Source organism: Dyadobacter chenwenxiniae (assembly GCF_022869785.1).
GTDB lineage: Bacteria > Bacteroidota > Bacteroidia > Cytophagales > Spirosomataceae > Dyadobacter > Dyadobacter chenwenxiniae.
Genome location: NZ_CP094997.1, coordinates 1,909,796 through 1,927,651, shown reverse-complemented (window position 1 = coordinate 1,927,651; position 17,856 = coordinate 1,909,796). Strand labels below are relative to the sequence as shown.

The window sequence follows — 17,856 nt, the reverse complement described above, 5'->3', positions numbered from 1 at the left end:
CTGAAACATTGCCTGTTGTCATGCGTCTTGCCCTGCCATTTCTGTTGGTCATTTCCTCACATTGTTGTCTCGCGCAATTGCAGATAAGCAAGGTTTTAGTCAATGGCAAACCACATCAGCTTACCGGCGACACCATTCGTCTCAAAGCTGGCGATCACGATCTGATCATTGAATTTCAAAGTGTCCGCGCGAATGCCGTCACTTATCATTATCAGTTGCAGGGTGTTGATAATGAGTATGTTGAATCCAGTTATCCGGTTTCACGCTATACTGCGCTGGATGCGGGAGATTATGTTTATGATATCAAAGCACTGGCCGGCAGGGAAGCGCTTTTTCAATCTGTGATCTACATAAAAAAGGAGCAGGGATTCTGGAACCAATGGTGGTTTATCCCGTCCATCGTCTTCTACATTCTGGTGCTCATCGGCGTCAGCATTTATTTATTCCTCCTTTACGATTTCCGCCAAAAGCTGCGTATGCAGCACGTAAGAAACAAAATTGCCGCCGATCTCCATGATGAAGTGGGCTCAAACCTGAACAGCATTGCCATTTTTGTAGAGGTTTTGAGAAAAAAAGCGCCGCCGGAAATGCTGCCTGTTCTGGAAAAGATCATTGCCAATTCCAAGGAATCCGTCGCGCTGATGCAGGATACTGTTTGGACCATTAATCCTAAAAACGATAACATTTACAAGCTTTTCGACCGTATGGAGTCATTTGCATCGGGCGTGCTGTCGAGCCAGGATATCGGTTTTGACTTCAAGGTTGAGACAGATCTGGGGCAGGTCAGTTTCACGATGGAGCAGCGTAAAAGCGTTTATCTGATCTTCAAAGAAGCGATCAATAATATCGTCAAACATGCCGAGGCCAGCATGGTTTGGGTGCACGTGTCCCGCTCCAAAGACACGGTCCACGTGGGGATTGAAGATAATGGAAAGGGTTTTGATATGGCCGCCGAAAGCACTGGGAATGGTCTTTCCAATTTTAAAGATCGGGCAAAAGAATCTGGTATTCAGTTTTTTATAGAATCTGAAAAAGGGAAAGGCACACGTCTTGAAACGCACATTGCATTGTAATGTGAAGGTAAAATATCCATATAATTGTTGATATTTTATCCTGAAATAAGCTGCGAAATTTGTCATCAGCAAGTGTTCAACTTATCACCTGAAACAGGTCAATTGCATGATACGCGTCTTACTTTTTGAGGATAATAAAAACCTGCGGGAAAGTCTCGCCATGTATCTTTCGGCAACCGACGGCATATGGTTCATCGACGCCTACCCGAACGCTAAGGAAGCGTGGCCGATCGTAAAAAAGCACAAGCCGGACGTGGTGCTCATGGACATTCAAATGCCCCAGAGATCGGGCATCGATGCCATGACCGAGATCCGGAAAAATGCGCCTGATGTGAAGGTGCTGATTCAGACGGTTTTTGAGGACGACGATAAAATATTCCAGGCGATATGCTCCGGCGCATCGGGTTACATCATCAAAAACCCTAATCCGGAAGTGTATGTCAAAGCGATCCGCGAAGTGAATGCCGGCGGCTCACATCTGTCGCCTTCCATCGCGCGCCGTGTACTGGAAATGTTTCAGCACCAGTTTGTTAAGAGCGAGCTTACATTTGTGGAGCTTACCCAGCGTGAACAGCAGGTTTTGCGCCACATGGTCAAAGGAATGAGTTATAAAATGATTGCGGATGCCTGCAATATTTCGTTTAGCACCGTTGCCACACACGTGAACCACATTTATGAAAAGCTTCATGTCAACTCCGCGCCCGAAGCCGTTGTGAAAGCTTTGGAATGGCGCCTGGTATAACCCCTAAAACCAAAATGAGCGTTTCCAACTTTCCTAACATCCGGCAGGTGCATTCCACTATTTGCTGGGCAGCCTGCATCGAAATGGTCGCGCGGTTCATCCATGGGCAGAGCGATTTCGACCACATTCCGGGATCTGAAATGCCTTTACAGCGCCGTATCCTGAAAGAATATTACACGATTGAAGGCTCCTTAGATGCGAACCTTGCTATGCTGACTTCTTTTTGTGAAATAGGGGATGGTTACCCGTCCCTGCGACCCGAGAAAAAATACTACCAGGAAATTCTGAAAAAAGTCTTTGGTATTAATGCAAAACAGCGTTTTCAGGCAAACATTCCCAGTTTTGCATCGCTTAGACGCTATACGGATGCTGGAAAACCCGTAGTCCTGGGTATGAAATATCCAGGCATTGTGAATGGAAACCATGCTGTGGTGGTAACCCACTGCCAGATTAGTGAAGGTGTGAAGCTGATCCGTGTCGTAGATCCGTTCGCAAGCCAGCAAAGAACCGACATTTGCACGACGGGGCCTGGAAAAATTGCCTATCTTGACTATAATAGCCTGTATAACAGAAATGAACAAGAACCGGCTCTGGTGTCGGTAACAACTAATTTCTTGAAACTGGCCGTGACTTTGCAGGCTATGATGCCGTTGGACGACGCAGGTTTAGAGCCCTCCGATATGCAAAACACGGGCGGCATTGAAGACATCCGAAATATGGTGATGGGTTTTTTTCTGGATGAATCTATTTTCAGGGTTCGGTTGGAGGACCTGAAAGTCCGTGAGGCAGTAATCACTTCGCATTACCAAACGCTTACTGCCTTCCTGAATAATGGACAGGCAGAGGAATTGAAACTCCTTAAAGTGTTGGCGGGGAAAAAAGAGAGCCTCGAAATCATGATCTCCGAAAAGCCGGCGACGGACAAATCGGCCGCAGTGTTTGAATTTGTGGGTATTCGTGAAAGCTATTTTACCGACGAGAATGTGGCCAGCGTCAAACTGAAATTTGGCGGACATGGAACTGGAAGACACGTTAACCATTTCGAACCCAATTACACGCTGCTGCATTTGCAACCCGGCGATCTCACATTCATGGTTTTCAGGCAGGGCGAAGAAAATTGTTATGTTTCGCTTTCTAACCTGCCAACCATTGGTGTGCATTACAAAGAGCCTTACACTTTTGAAGAGCTGCAAAACATCATCCTCAAAGCATTCCCAAAATACATTGAATATGAAAGCAAGACTAAATAACTGAAATTCAAACCATCCTGTCATGCCAAACTTTATCATTAACAAGTCCGATTTCGAGGAAGTTGCCATCAACCGTGTGCCGTTACCGGAGGGTTTTACGCAAAAGTGCCGGACAAAGGCAAGCATATTCCGTATCATGAATTCAGGAAAGCGTGCAGATGGAATTTTGATCCGCATCATCAACCGCGCCAATGGAAAACCTGATATCCGGATTTTTAAATATTTCAAAAAACAAGATATCGGCAACGGATTTGTCGTCGAGCGCCCAGTTCTGGAGGATCAGATGCTGAGAGGCGCTTTCATCGTTTTAAACATTTACATATACACCAACCCCAACCGCTCGCTCATCATCGCGGGCAGTGATACGCCTTGCGGGCAGGAGGGCGGCGACGCAGGTGAAGGCGTAAAAGTGCGGATCCCCACATGACGGAATCAGAGTTTGGTCAATTGGTAATCAAGGTCGGATATGTGCTTTTAGCAGCAAGAGGTGCCATAGTGGGCGTTTTTTTGCTGCGTTACAGAGGCGTGCCCGATCATTTTGTATTGAAACCCTTGTTTTGGTATGCAATATTCGCGCTGCTGATCGCAATTTTTGAATCGTCATTTATCGGGTTGGTCAATACATTTCCTGACTTTTTTGTGCCTTACCTTACCCGATTTGAAATTGACGATACATTTTTCATTTCGCCGATTTATTACTTAAACGAACTCTGGTTCCTGGGACTCTTTTTCGGCCGCATTGTGCACGGGCAGACAGGAAGGCTGATACGCATTATTTCGGTGTGTCTTTTTGTTCTGGAAATCCTAAATACGCTTTTTGCAGAAGGTTATAAAGATGCGCAAAAAGTAGGGTCGTTCTGTCTTGCCTTGTATCTGATCGTGGTTTCGGTTTTATTTTTCAAACAGCATTTCATCAATAAAATAGGCAATTCACTCAGCACGGATGCGCTTAATTTGATCGTCTGGGGTTTTTTCTGTATGAATACATTCTCCATCCTGATCCTGTTTTTTTCGGATAGGTTGTACAATGATCTGCCCTCGCTGTTTTACCAGATCAGCATGGGCCGTATGGCGATCGAGATTTTTGGCTTGCTGCTGATTGCTTACGGCGTGCGGCTGTTCAAGCCGTCCTGAAACAATTCCCGGAAATGTCTTTTGGGAATACCGAATTAAAAACGGCCTTGCCGCGTTCCAAAAGAAGAAATGAATGTTTTTGTTGCTCGCATGCGCCGGTATTTTAGTCTTTATCTCTTGTTTTCGTTGGTTATTTCAAATGCTTTTGCACAGCGCGACTGGAAGCTTGTGACTGAATCGCAGGGCATTAAGGTGCTTTCGAAAAGCGCTCCGGGTTCCAGGATCAATGCCTTACGCGTTGAGTGCGAAGTAAAGGCAAGTGCCGGAGCGTTGGTAGCCATGCTGCTGGACGTGAAAGCAGCCGAGGAGTGGGTTTTTCATACCAAGTCCTGCGATTTACTTAAAAAAGTTTCTCCCTCCGAATTATATTACTATTCCGAAGTAAGCATGCCGTGGCCGCTTTCAAATCGTGACTTTGTAGCACATATCCGTGTCAGTCAGGATAAAGTCACCAAAGTAGTAACGGTGGATGCGCCAGCCGTTCCGGGTTTCGTCGCACAAAAAGAAGGCATCGTCCGAATCAGCCACTCGGAAGGTTACTGGACTATTAAACCGCTTTCCGCGGAAAAAATCAGCATCGTATACACGTTGCAGGTCGATCCCGGCGGCGACATTCCTGCCTGGGTTGTCAACACATTTTCAGCGCAGGGACCATTGCACAGTTTTCGTAAGATGAAGCTTGAATTGGAAGCAGGTAAATACCGGAATACAGCAGCCGGATTTATTGTTAACTAAATCCGGCTGCTGCATTTTCGCGTGATACTCAGGTTAGCCACACCACTTTCTGGCTGGAAGCATGTTCCGCACCAATGATGCCGGCGTAAAGTTCTGGCCGGCGTGCCATTTTGTAGCGGTGGCCGCCTGCCTGAGTGAGTTTTTCCGGGGTTAACGTGGCAACGGCAATGTCATTATCGAGTTTTCGACATTCTGCGATAATGTCGCCAAATGGGTCCAGGATCATAGAGCAGCCGTTTTTCAGCTGGTCGTCATCCATGCCGATGGGATTTGAAAAAATGGCATAAATCGCATTGTCATATGCACGCGCCGGCAGCCATTTCATCAGCCACGCACGGCCTTTCAGTCCGTCAAATTCCAGTCGTAACGATGTTGGGTCTTCGTGTCTTTTTTCCCACAAAACAGGATCTGCAAAGCCTGCGCCCGGCCGTGTGGAAGGCGTCATCATGGTCACATGCGGCATGAAAATAATGTCTGCACCGAGCAAGGTGGTTGCCCGTACATTCTCGACAATGTTGTTATCATAACAAATCAAAATCCCGCATTTCCAGCCATAAAGATCAAATACGACATATTCATCGCCGGGTGTCAGGTTGCCGTTAATGAATGGATGCAGCTTTCTGAATTTGGCGATCAAGCCGTTTTTGTCAACACAAACATAAGCTTTGAAAAGATTTCCGGCCTCATCTTTCTCGAAAAGGCCAGCCAGGACGGCAATGTTGTGTTTGGCCGCGATTTCAATAAGTCTTTGAATGCTTGGCCCGTCGGGAATGAATTCCGCAAGTTCGGTAAGCTGATCGCGATCCAGCTTCCTGGCAAATGTATATCCCGTAACCGAACATTCATGAAATGCAATGACCTGTGCGCCGTCAGCTGCCGCTTTGCCCGCAAGCTTGTCGATTGTTTCGAGGTTATAGGCCTTGTCACCGCTGCTGTTTTCAAACTGCGCAGTGGCTACTTTGAGATTTTCCATGGGTTTTTTTATTGCAAAGCTATGCGTAGCGGAAAAGCCGGCATTGTAAAATTCCGACAAATCAAATCGAACCGGGAACATTGATCTGCATAAGATTAATCGCCAGCCGATTCGTGCCTTGGTCGTATTGAGTAGGTGTAATGCCCGTAAGATCGCTAAAATCCTTTATGAAGTGCGCCTGATCATAATAACCGGCTTCATAGCACAAGGCCGTTAACGTCATATCCGGACTGGCTTTCCTGAGTTTGAGATAGCGCTGTAAACGCGCGATACGGCTGTATAATTTTGGGGAAATCCCGATATGCAGATCGAACGCACGTTCCAAACTCCGCTCAGTGACGGCCAGGTTTTCAGCAAGCAGCCGCACGGGAATCGGCGACACGGCATTGTGGATCATCTGCGTGCAGGCTGTGATCAGTTTGTTGTCCTGTCGGTGATTTGCCAATTGGTTTAATAGAAATGCTTCGATACAATGAATGCGCGCCTGGTGCGTGGGGGCGGCTAAAACCTGATCGGTCAGCTGATCGGCCGACCGGGGGAAAACCTCGGATAATGCGAGTGTTTGATTCGCAAGCAATTTTGCTGGCATGTTCATCAATGCGGACAGTCCGAACGACTTGAACACGACAATGAGCATCCCTATTCTGGCACCTGAAATCAGGTCGAAATGATGGTTAACTTGCCCGTAAATGAAGCTTTCGGGATGCCGGATTGGGGTTTTGCAATGCAGGTCTTGTTGCAAAAACGCATCTCCGAAATGAAACGCCATACCGGGGTGCCCATCCGGAAAGAAGCGGTGGCGGGACGGCTGAGCCGCATGATCTTCAAGAATGAGATAATGCAGAATGTACGGAACCAGCGCTGGTGACGGATATAATTGCATGGCTGTCGCTCGAAATGGTTATGCAAAATAGTGATTCCAGCTGTGAATATTCAGTATATCATGTCCTGTTTCTGAATGCGCGCCTCAGTGCAGATTTCCCTTTATTGGATTATTTTATTTAAAAATTAGATAAAAATACCCTCTGGTAAGGTTTGGTTAATGTTTTATTAATCTTTTCTTAATGAGCCCCACATTACTTTGATGCATGGTTTGGCCAACCAGGATATCACTGAAGCTTCACATTGCTGTCACCGACATTTAAAAGAACTCTATGGAAAATCGACTTTTATTAAAACCGGAAGGATTACGAAACTTCCAGAAATACCTGCTGCATTTTTCCCTCGCGCTAGCCGTCATGCTGCTGACGGCGCGTTCGGCCATCGCGCAGTCGGCTAACGAAACGACAATCTCGGGAGAGATCAAGGATGAGAAGAACGATGCCATCCCGGGTGCAAGCATCGTGTTACAAGGCTCAGCAAAAGGAACTACAACGGATGCAAACGGCAAGTTTTCAATGCGTGTACCGCGATCCGGCTCGATCCTTATTATCAGTTTTCTGGGTTATAAACGCCAGGAAATTACAGTCGGCAACCAAACCGACTTTGCCATCAAACTCGAACCCAGCACCGACGATTTGCAGGAGGTGGTGGTGGTAGGATACGGAACGCAGCGGAAACAAACGCTCACCGGCGCGATATCCAACATTATTTCGGAAGACATTAAAACCACCACGCACACGAGCCTGGCACAAAGCCTTCAGGGAAAAGTGGCTGGCGTGCAGATCCGCCAGAACTCGGGAGAGCCGGGTTCGTTCAGTACGAGCATTAACATCCGCGGATTCGGTGAGCCGCTTTATGTGGTCGACGGTGTGGCACGTGACGGCGGTTATGAATTCCAGAAGATCAATCCGGACGATATTGAAAGCATTTCCGTGTTGAAGGATGCTTCGGCTGCGATTTTCGGGATCAGAGCTGGGAATGGCGTGGTGATCGTGACGACCAAAAAAGGCAGCAAAGGAAAGCCTAAGTTCAGTTACAATGCGGTTTACGGACGGCAAAGCCCTACGGACGTCCCGCAGATGACATCCGCCCTGCAATGGGCCGAAATGCGCAATGATGCGGCCAAAAATCTGGGCGAAAATCCTGTTTATACAGCCGAGGAAATCGAAAAATTCAGAACAGGAGCGCCTGGTTATGAGGGAACGGATTGGTATAAAACGGTTTTGAACAAATCGGCTTCCCAGCAGCAGCATTTTCTATCCGCATCGGGTGGGGAGGGAGCCGTGACGTATTTTACCAGTTTTGGCTTTCAAAATGAAAACGGCTTGCTGAAAAGCAAGGATATGGGTTACAAAAAGTACACATTCAGGGCTAATGTTGGCATTGAGTTAACCAAAAACCTGAAAGCGGACCTGATTCTTTCCGGGCTTTTTGACAAGAGAGACCAGCCGGGAGACAATTTTTTCAATATCTACAAAGGCACCAGGATCGCATTGGCAACGGAGCGTCCTTATGCCAATGATAACCCAAAATATCCTTCCCTGCTCAGCGGAGGCTATAATCCTGTTGCGCTGGCGGACGGCGACCTGACAGGGTATAATGAAGAAGCAAACAAGTTTTTCCAATCCACTTTTGCCCTGACTTACTCGGTTCCTTTCGTTCCGGGGTTGAAAGTAAAAGGCCTGGTGGCGTACGACAGCAATAACTATCGCAATAAATCTGTCTCAAAAAGCTATAACCTTTACACTTACGAGGCAGCAACGGACAAATACACAGCGCATTTGCAACGTAATCCGTCTCGCATCGGCAATAACTTTTCCGACAATAACCGCGTCACCTTCCAGGGCCAGTTGCTGTATAATACGGTGATCGCCAAAAATCACAATGTCGGTGCGACATTGGTTTACGAACAGCAGGAATCCAAAAACCGCTGGGCCGGCCTAGGCAGGGAATATGCGTTTTACACCAATGACCAGATTGATCAGGCCGGGCTTAATAACCAGACTACCAGCGGTTCTGAGAGCGAATATGCGAGTCAATCCTTTGTGGGAAGGCTGAATTACGATTTCAAGGAAAAATATCTGCTCGAAGTGGCCGCCCGTTACGACGGCTCCTACCGTTACCACCCGGATCGTCGCTGGGGCTTGTTCCCGGTGGTTTCTGCTGGCTGGCGGATTTCCGAAGAGCGGTTTATGGACAACATTCCGTTGATCTCCAATCTGAAACTAAGAGGTTCTTACGGCTTGGTAGGCGCGGATGCAGGCGCGCCATTCCAGTATGTGCCTGGCTTCTCGCTTACTGGCGGCGGCGGATATGAGTTTACCAATGGCAATTACACGACCGGAGCAGCTTCTCCCGCCATTGTAAACGAAAAACTGACGTGGTTTAAATCCAAAATCAAGGATGTCGGCATCGACATCGGGCTTTGGGACAACCGGGTAGACCTGACTTTTGACGTCTATCAGCGTGACCGCAAAGGCTTGCTGGCCAGGCGGAATGTATCACTACCCAATACTTTCGGCGGAACATTGCCGGATGAAAACCTGAATAGCGACCGTGTGCAAGGCATTGAATTCTCGGCAGCTTACAATGGTCAGGTTCGTGATTTCAAATATGGCATTTCGGGCAACTTTAACTTCGCGCGCACCATGAACCGCTACGTGGAAAGAGGGGATTTTCTGAATAGCATGGACAAATGGAAAACCGGGACAACCAACCGCTGGAACGACGTCGTATGGGCATACCAGTTAGAAGGACAGTTCCAGAATAAGGATGAGGTGATTTACGCGCCTATTCAGAACGGGGATTTGGGAAACACACGTGAGCTTCCCGGCGATTTTAAATACAAAGATGTGGATGGAAACGGCATGATTGATGGTAATGATGCATTGCCTTTGTTCTTCGGCGGTGATCCCAAAATGTATTATGGCGTGACATTAAATGCTTCGTGGAAAGGTTTCGATTTCACAGCGCTGTTCCAGGGATCGGGCAAATACAGCGTACGTTTTCGGGAAGTGTATGCGGAAGTTTTTGCCTTCCGCGGCAACACACCGGCATATTTCTACGACAGATGGCATCTGGATGGTGATAATGAATGGGTTCCCGGCAAATGGCCTGCTTCCCGCTTCAATTACAATGTAGGTGCGATGTATGCGGAAAGCTCGGCCTGGCGGAAAGACGCCTCTTATCTGCGGTTTAAAAGCGCGCAGCTTGGCTACACCTTTAACCTCGCCTGGCTGAAAAAGATCGGGATCGACGATGTTCGCATCTACGGAAATGCGCACAACATTTTTACCTGGGCCGATCCGTTCGTAAAGCCTTTTGACCCCGAAAAAATCGAAGGTTTGTTTGGCGCAGGGCTTACCTATCCGGTAACTAGAAGCTACAACTTTGGTATTAATGTTACATTCTAACAGTTCAGAAAATGAAATTGACCAGACATATATTAATGCTCTTTGTGCTGTTAACCGCCGTTAGCTGCGACAATGTGCTTGATAAGCAGCCATTGGACAAGTTACAGGGAGAGAATCTTTTTTCTAATCCGGAGGGGGTTAAGTTGTACATGGCAAACCTGTATTACCAGTTGCCTATTGAGGATTTTACGTTTTTCAGACAAGGTTTCAACTGGAACACGGGTGACCCGAACAATGGCGGGTTTGCCCCGGCCATGATCACCGACGAAGCGGTGCACACGGAATTCGGTGATTTTATCGGGAATGACGATTTTCAATGGTGGGACCAGGGTTACAAGCTGATCCGGGATACCAATATCCTCATTGACATTATTCCAACACTGGATGTGAGTGAGGACGAAACGAAAGCGCTGGTAGGTGAAAGTGCCTTCATTCGGGCTTATGCCTATTTTGCATTGGTGAAAAGATATGGGGGCGTTCCTCTGATCACGGCTGTTCAGAAATATGAAGGCGATGTGGAAGCGCTGAAAGTGCCGCGCAGCACGGAGAAAGAAACCTGGGATTTTGTTTTGAAGGAATGTGATATCGCGATTGCCAACCTGGCGGATGCATGGCCCGGCGGGGAAAGACGCGCTACCAAATGGGTGGCATATGCGCTCAAATCGAGGGCTGCCCTCCATGCTGCATCTTTGGCGAAGTATGGTTCAAGAGCGCCTATTTCCGGCACTGCGGTGGACCAGAAGCTGGTTGGAATAGAAAAATCTGCTGCTGCGGACTATTACAAAGCAGCCATTGAATCTTCTGAAGCCATTATAAATTCCGGAAAATTCGCGCTTTACAAACCCACGCCGGCTAGCCCGGAGGAAGCGGCTGAAAATTACCGCAAGTTGTTTGAAGATCCCAACATTGCCCCGACGGAAGCCATTTTTATCAAAGGTTTTGCACGGCCTGGCGCAGGCACCGGACATAATTACGGGATTTGGTATCAGCCTAACCAAACGGCCAACGGATGGCCGCACCCGGGCCGTATGAACCCGACACTGGACTTGATCGACGCTTATGAAACCTATGCAAATCCAGGTCAAAATGCGCCTGTGACGACAACGGTTGCGGGTAATGATGTGAACGATTATAATGGTTTCGACCCGGCAAAAAATTATAAACGCTTCGACGATCCGGCGGGGATCTATAAGGATAAAGATGCACGCCTGTGGGCGACGGCGATCTTGCCCGGAACGGCCTGGAAGGGACAGAAAATCATCATTCAGGCTGGGTTTGTAAAGCCGGATGGCAATGCACAACTGTTTGGTGGTGAACCGGTTAAAGTGGGTAACACAACGATTTATCCTTACGGGGCTGCGGATCGCACGCAATATTCCGGTTTCGACACCTGGGGCGGAAACAACACCAGGACGGGTGTAAGTTTCAAGAAATTCCTGAGCGAGGGCGTGAACGTCGCGCCGGGCTGGAACCAGACCGTTTCCGACTGGGCTGACTTCCGTTATGCCGAAATCCTGCTCAACTACGCAGAGGCAATCGTTGAAAGCGGCACAGGAACAGTGGCAAAAGGAGCGCAGGCGCTGAATGGCATTCGCCGCCGCGCGGGGCATACCAAAGACATTCCTTTGACGATCGATAATGTAATCAGGGAAAGAAGGGTGGAGCTCGCTTTTGAAAACAAGCGCTTCTGGGACCTAGTAAGAAGGCGTGAATACCACACGCTCTTTAACAACCGCGTGCGCCATGCTCTAATTCCGGTGCTCGATCTGCGTGTGACGCCTGCTAAATACATTTTCATCCGTCAGAACATTGCGCGCCTGAATCCGGCAACGTTCGACTACAAGCAGTATTACCGTTATATTCCCGGCGTCGGCTCGAACGGATTGGTTCAAAATCCGCAATATTAGGACGGCTTTCGGCTTTCGGCAATCGGCAATCGGCTGTCGGTTGCGATTGCTGACTGCCGATTGCCAACAACTTCTTTTCTCAATTCAACAAATGACTATGAAAACGATAAAAATATACACTTGGGCGCTGGGGTTAATGTTCTCGGCAGCAGCTTGTAAAATAGATAATTATCCTGCGCCGGACGCGCAGCTTTACGGAACTTTCCTGGACATAGAAACCAATGAACCTGTGGAACAGGACATTATCCGGGGAAGCACGATTGAGTTTATCGAGCATGGCTACGCTTCTCAGACGAAGCAGGTCATGATTGTGAAAAACGATGGCACTTACCGCAACAATCTCATTTTTGCTAATCAATACACGATTACGCCAGTGCGGGGAAATTTCGTTCCCGCAGAACCGCAGGACGTGACAGTAGCGGGTGAAACCAAGCTGGATTTTAAAGTGCAGCCTTACATTCGGGTAAAAGATGCCAAGATCGAGAAATCCGGCTCAAAAGTAGTCGCGACGTTCAAAATCCAGCAGACTGTGATCAATAATGTACGGAAAATAGGCCTTTATGCACATCCTGAGCCTTCGGTTGGGGAGCCGATGCGGACGGTTCTGTCTGAAACGGAGATCAATGGGGCGATGGATCCCAATAAGATTTATAAGCTCGAAATTGACATTCCGTCAAATAGCAACAATTTGAAAACAGGCAGCTCGTATTTCTTCCGCATCGGCGCGATCATCGATGCCCCGGAATCCAAATTCAATTACGCTAAAGCCGTGCGAATTGCCTTGTGATTGTATTAAATGATATCCTTTGCTCCGGGTTTTAACCCGGAGCAAAGGATATAGGGGATTTCAATCCATCAAATGCATGGATTTTAAACTAAACCTTTAACTATGAAATTTTTAGACTTCCTGATACTCTTACCTTTTCTTTCATTCAGCTGCAATGGTGCAGAAAATGTCAAACAACCTATTGATCCTGAACCCATTGAAGAAGTCAGATACGATGAGACTGGCGTGCTGTTCAAAAGCTACAAAGGCTTGGTCATGGCGGGTTACCAGGGCTGGTTTACGGCCGAGGGTGATGGCGCGGGGCGCGGTTGGCATCATTATCAGAAAGCCGGGAAGTTCGAGCCCGGAGCGACTTCGATTGACTTTTGGCCGGATGTAACGGATTATTCTAAAACATATAAAACATCTTTTAAATACAAAAACGGTGAACCGGCGCAGGTTTACAGCCCTTATGACGAAGAAAGCGTGGATCTGCATTTCAAATGGATGAAAGAGCATGGCATTGACGGCGTTTATATGCAGCGTTTTGTGTCCGAAGTGAAAGGGGAAAGTGGTAAAAAGCATTTCAATAAAGTGCTTGCCAATGCATTGAAAGCTTCCAAAAAATACGGCCGGGCGATCAGCGTCATGTACGATCTGAGCGGTTCAACATCTGCGGATATGGACTTTATTGTGAAGGATTGGGAAGAATTGCAAAGCACATTCAAGCTATTTGATAACAAGGAAAACCCGCAATATCTGCGCCATAGCGGCCGTCCTATGTTGGCGATCTGGGGCGTGGGTTTCAATGATGGGCGTAAATACACTATTGCGGACATTCAGAAGCTGGTGGAAAAAGTGAAAGGGCCGACGAAAAAAGCTTCGATCCTCCTCGGTGTGCCTTACTATTGGCGTAGCCTTGGAAAGGATACGGAAAACTCAACATTGCTGCATACAGTTGTCAAAAGTGTGGACGTGGTGATGCCGTGGGCGGTTGGCCGTTATAATGCATCCACTTACACGGACGTCGCTGGTCCGAACCTGCCTGCCGACATTGCCTGGTGTAAAGCGAATAATCTGGATTATGCGCCGCTTGTTTTTCCGGGTTTTAGCTGGGGTAATTTGAAGAACGACAAATCGCTCTATAACCAGATCCCGCGCGGGAAAGGCGACTTTTTATGGCAACAAATCGCAGGCGCCAAACTATCGGGCGCAGAAGCATTGTACGTAGCAATGTTTGATGAGGTAGACGAAGGCACTGCCATTTTTAAATGCAGGCGGGAAGGGGAACTTCCTGAAAATGCCGACGGGAAGTTTGTAGGCATCGAGCCCGATCTCAAAACAGACCATTATCTATGGCTCACAGGGCAAGGCGCGAAGTGGTTTCACGGTGAACCGGGGTTCAGCGCTAAGAAACCTGAACGACCGCTTTGAGGGGATTGGAAATGCGCGCTAGGAATGCAAAACTTCCGGCATGTCTTTCCGAAACTCTTCCCCGTAAATCCGCATGTACTCTCTGGCAAAATTTTCAAAAGTGGTTTTTGCCAGGGAGTGCTTGCCCAAAAGTGCCAAAGCTTTGCACTTGATGGTCATCGCTTCTTCGTTCACCGGGTCAAAATAGAAGATGTAATTGGCCACTTTGATCATGAATTCGGGATCATCCGCAATTTTCACCGAAGTTGCATAGCGCAAATAAGCATCCACGATCTCGTTGGAGATCTCGGATTTGAAACTGTCCAACCACTCATATTCCAGATCGGCCAGGAATGTTCCGCGCTTACTAATTTGTGACAGGTCGAAAATGTCCTGTTTGGAAAGCAAGCGCTTATCCGAAACGAGCTTTAAATATTCCGCATAATCGACGTGAATTTGCTCATAATCAATGTTAACCCGCCAGTATCCGCTCTCTTTGGAAATGTGACACCATTTCAGTTTGTCCAAAATCCCTTTCAGCTTCGCAATGTTAACTGCCCGGTTGTTTCGTGCGCTTTCAGATGATTTATCAAACCACAACAGCTCCTTTAATTTCTCAGAACTGATTCCTTCGCGACGGACGGAATGTAACAGGATCACAAGAAAGAGCTCTTTGAGTAAAGGCGTGAATAACCTTGTGATTTCGGTCCCCTGATCATCAAATAATTGCAGGTTACCAAACAGCATAATACTGCTATGAAGCGGCATTGCCTTCGTTTCAATGCTTTTTTTAGCAAATTCCGTGATAGGAGCGGGAGAAAACGTGACTTCCGCGGGCTTGAATGGTTCAATCGGGGCTGGAACAACTTTGGCGGCCGCCTGAGACGGTTTGCGGCGTCTGTAAAAGTAAACGCCGGCAATAACTGCAACCAGAGCCCCGATGATACAGAGCATATTTTCGGACTTTGCGGAAGCCTGCTTAACGGCAGGGGCCGTTTCCAATGGCGGTGAAAAGAGCGAATAAATGGAAACCTTAGTCTGATTCTGATCCGTCCTGAAAAGCGTGACGGCCACAAACCTGCCCGTTGATTCATCAAAAAACAGATCTGCAAACGATTCTGTATCGACAAATTCAAACGGAATTTTTGAGCCAACGACCTTATATTCCGGCCTGGAAAGCGAACCTGTGATCAGCTGTAATGCGGAGTTGAATTTATCTTTCGGGAAAATCAGCGCATAGTAAGCGTTTTCTTTTTCCTTGACGATCATGGAGTTGGCAAAAACAAAATCGTCCTGCGGGATTTTCAGATCATAGATTTTTTTAAACAAACGCGTTTTAGCATTGAAAAAAATAAGGTCATACCAATTGCGCGGGTTCAAGATCTGCCGGCCCGTTACACTTCCATAACCGCCCATCAGGTATGCCCCGTCCGATGCTGCGCCGGCAGCTGCTAAATAGCGTGGCCCGAAAGTGCTGTCCTGCGGACTGGTTTGCGACCAGTTTCCAGTGCCCAAATGATATTTTTGAATGGTGTTTTTATATTCCAAATGTCCATAACCTCCTAAAATGTAGATCGTTGAGTCGGGTTTGGAATAAAACTTGTTCGCGTGCAGAAAATGCGTTTTCAATTCAGCCTTCAAGTCGCTCTTATCCCATTTGCTGCTTAATGTATCGAAATGCGAAACCTGTTTTTCGTTGATAAAAAGATTGTAAATACTGTTTGTAGACTTTTCATACAGCACTTGGTTATCCATGAAAAGCGGCTGCTTCCCAGACTGGTAAGGAATGCGTTTCACCTGATTGCTTGAAATGCGGTGCGTCGTTAACGTATCGGTGCCAACAATGTAGACCATCCCGGTGGTTTGGTCGCAGGTAACCCGGGCGGGGCCTTGTATGACGAACGTTTGCAGCGGCTGCCATTCATAATGCATCTTTTTGATCCATAGTGGATTAGCAACGAGGCCATCGGTATTTTTTGCGGTCCCGATTGCTTTTGCGCCGCTCATTTCGTCGAGGTTCCAGTGATATTTTTCCTCTCCGCTCTCCTTAATGGCAATGTTGCGGATTTTCATCGGCGGGACGTCCGTGGTGTTGAAGTTTTTATATTTATTAGCCCCAAAAAGAATTTTAAAACAGCCGTTCTTTTCCAGTGCAATGGCCTGCCTGAATTGCCGCGTTCCGCTAAAAACAGTGAGTGTTTCAGCGTCTTTGTTAAATATCAGTCTTATGCTGTTCCAGTTTTCGTAAAGCGGGATTTCGTCAATGTCGAAGGCGATTTTGGAGAATTTATCGCCGATTACCACTTTGAAGCGGTCCTTATTCAGGGAAGAATTGTCATATAGGATATCAATGTTCTGCCGGTCATTTTCGATGAGCCGCACGATATAGCCGAAGTAGTTCTTCTTGTGTTTAAGAAAGGAAACTTCGAAGGAAAGCTCAAAATTATTGTCAAAGCAAAATGTCTTGTCAGGCGAGAGGTCCAGGCCGGTCCTTTTATCCTGCACCGATTCATAACTTTCAAAACCAAGGCCATACGATTGCGCAGGGCATAAATTGACCATCCCGTAAAAGAACTGGAATGCGAGCAGGACAAAAACAATCTTCAAACGTGTACACATATTCAAACGACCACGCTCTGGCAGGGTGCGCAATTAGTAAATATTAAGATTTTTTTGGCTTCATTTTACTTTATCCGGTATTTATTTGTTTGGTCAACAATTCGGAAGGCATTGATTATAAGCAAAAAAGGCACCGGAATGATTTCCGATGCCTTTTGCATTTCTTAACCGTTGGTTTTATTTAACGGGTTTCTTGAAAATGGCCGCGTCAACAGGCGTATTAACCGAAACTTTGCTGGTAATGAAGGACATAGTGCCCATTTGCGCATTGGTAATGTCCATCGTGTTCGGGAATTTAACGCCTTCTACCTCTTTGTAGTCCGACAAGTCAATTTCACCGCTCTGCCCATTCATGTCCACTTTTACCTTGCTTACGAGATACGTTTCCGCATCCAGATATTCATCCATCGTCGTTCCTTCTTTTGAAGTGACTTTGAGGTGGTAAACGTCTTTTTTGTCGAGCTTCTCTTTGCCCACAAGTTCTACTTTATTTCCTTTTTCTTTGTAATTAACAAGTCCACCGAAGGGATCAAGTGATGCAATTTGCTGTTTCAGCTGATCGGCTGGCATATCCTCGGGCTCTCCCGTGCCACCCATTTGCGTTGGCCGGATCATCCAGCCTTTGGAATCGTCCACCACCTGCACCATGGCATTACCCATAACGGTCGACTCGTTACGAAGCGATTTCCCAACCACAAGAACCGTTTTGGTAGGGATTTCCATACCCTGCACGGCGAGCGAACGCTCGGTAATGACCGTATTAACTGCCTTAATTTTATCCATTCCGCCCAAAGCAGCCACGTGCTTGTCTACGATTTCATCGACTGTTTGCGCGTAAGAGCCTGCCGAGATCAAAGCCGCTGCAAAAGCGACGAACAATTTGGTTGTTTTCATATGTAAGGTTATTTGGAGTTAAATTAGTTTGTCTTTTTTCTATTAAAGCATTGAT

General features: G+C 47.2%; 14 protein-coding genes. 10 read left to right on the top strand and 4 right to left on the bottom strand.

All coding sequences use genetic code 11. From position 1 onward, the window contains the following. The first annotated feature begins 20 nt into the window (after positions 1-20). The 6 genes from MUK70_RS07945 to MUK70_RS07920 all read left to right on the top strand — a co-directional run bounded on the left by MUK70_RS07945 (position 21) and on the right by MUK70_RS07920 (position 4,934). Positions 21-1,073 (top strand): sensor histidine kinase, encoded by a 1,053-nt coding sequence (locus tag MUK70_RS07945; protein ID WP_234655977.1) that lies wholly within the window; start codon positions 21-23, stop codon positions 1,071-1,073. Between the two features lie 106 nt (positions 1,074-1,179). Further along, positions 1,180-1,815 carry a response regulator gene (locus MUK70_RS07940; RefSeq protein WP_234608783.1) on the top strand — a complete coding sequence of 212 codons (636 nt, stop codon included), beginning with the start codon at positions 1,180-1,182 and terminating at the stop codon, positions 1,813-1,815. Between the two features lie 14 nt (positions 1,816-1,829). Then, a complete protein-coding gene (locus MUK70_RS07935) occupies positions 1,830-3,065 on the top strand; it encodes a C39 family peptidase (RefSeq protein ID WP_234655978.1) in 1,236 nt (411 codons plus the stop codon). A gap of 22 nt (positions 3,066-3,087) precedes the next feature. Beyond that, positions 3,088-3,492: a hypothetical protein gene (locus MUK70_RS07930; protein WP_234655979.1), complete on the top strand. Its 405-nt coding sequence runs from the start codon at positions 3,088-3,090 to the stop codon at positions 3,490-3,492. Beyond that, positions 3,489-4,199, top strand: a complete 711-nt coding sequence (locus MUK70_RS07925; RefSeq protein WP_234608786.1) for a hypothetical protein — start codon at positions 3,489-3,491, stop codon at positions 4,197-4,199. Before MUK70_RS07930 ends, MUK70_RS07925 begins: the two co-directional genes overlap by 4 nt. A gap of 69 nt (positions 4,200-4,268) precedes the next feature. Then, positions 4,269-4,934, top strand: coding sequence for an START domain-containing protein (locus MUK70_RS07920; protein ID WP_234655980.1), 666 nt, complete (start codon positions 4,269-4,271; stop codon positions 4,932-4,934). Positions 4,935-4,962: 28 nt separating this feature from the next. Here MUK70_RS07920 and MUK70_RS07915 read toward each other — a convergent pair whose 3' ends face one another. Then, complete coding sequence (locus tag MUK70_RS07915; protein ID WP_234655981.1) at positions 4,963-5,907, bottom strand: nitrilase family protein; 945 nt, start codon at positions 5,905-5,907, stop codon at positions 4,963-4,965. Between the two features lie 61 nt (positions 5,908-5,968). Next, positions 5,969-6,790: an AraC family transcriptional regulator gene (locus MUK70_RS07910; protein ID WP_234655982.1), complete on the bottom strand. Its 822-nt coding sequence runs from the start codon at positions 6,788-6,790 to the stop codon at positions 5,969-5,971. Positions 6,791-7,061: 271 nt separating this feature from the next. On the opposite strand from MUK70_RS07910, the gene MUK70_RS07905 reads away from it, so the two are divergent. The 4 genes from MUK70_RS07905 (at position 7,062) to MUK70_RS07890 (ending at position 14,309) form a co-directional block, all read left to right on the top strand. Next, positions 7,062-10,202: a SusC/RagA family TonB-linked outer membrane protein gene (locus MUK70_RS07905; protein ID WP_234655983.1), complete on the top strand. Its 3,141-nt coding sequence runs from the start codon at positions 7,062-7,064 to the stop codon at positions 10,200-10,202. 11 nt (positions 10,203-10,213) lie between these two features. Beyond that, positions 10,214-12,109: a RagB/SusD family nutrient uptake outer membrane protein gene (locus MUK70_RS07900; RefSeq protein WP_234655984.1), complete on the top strand. Its 1,896-nt coding sequence runs from the start codon at positions 10,214-10,216 to the stop codon at positions 12,107-12,109. 97 nt (positions 12,110-12,206) lie between these two features. After that, a complete protein-coding gene (locus MUK70_RS07895; RefSeq protein WP_234655985.1) occupies positions 12,207-12,896 on the top strand; it encodes a DUF3823 domain-containing protein in 690 nt (229 codons plus the stop codon). 102 nt (positions 12,897-12,998) lie between these two features. Further along, a complete protein-coding gene (locus MUK70_RS07890; RefSeq protein WP_234655986.1) occupies positions 12,999-14,309 on the top strand; it encodes a glycoside hydrolase family 99 protein in 1,311 nt (436 codons plus the stop codon). Between the two features lie 18 nt (positions 14,310-14,327). Here MUK70_RS07890 and MUK70_RS07885 read toward each other — a convergent pair whose 3' ends face one another. Beyond that, on the bottom strand, positions 14,328-16,940 hold the full coding sequence (locus MUK70_RS07885; protein ID WP_234655987.1) for a galactose oxidase: 2,613 nt from the start codon (positions 16,938-16,940) through the stop codon (positions 14,328-14,330). A gap of 144 nt (positions 16,941-17,084) precedes the next feature. Beyond that, entirely contained in the window at positions 17,085-17,801 is a 717-nt protein-coding gene (locus MUK70_RS07880) for a LolA-like protein (RefSeq protein ID WP_234655988.1), read from the bottom strand. Positions 17,802-17,856: the final 55 nt, after the last annotated feature.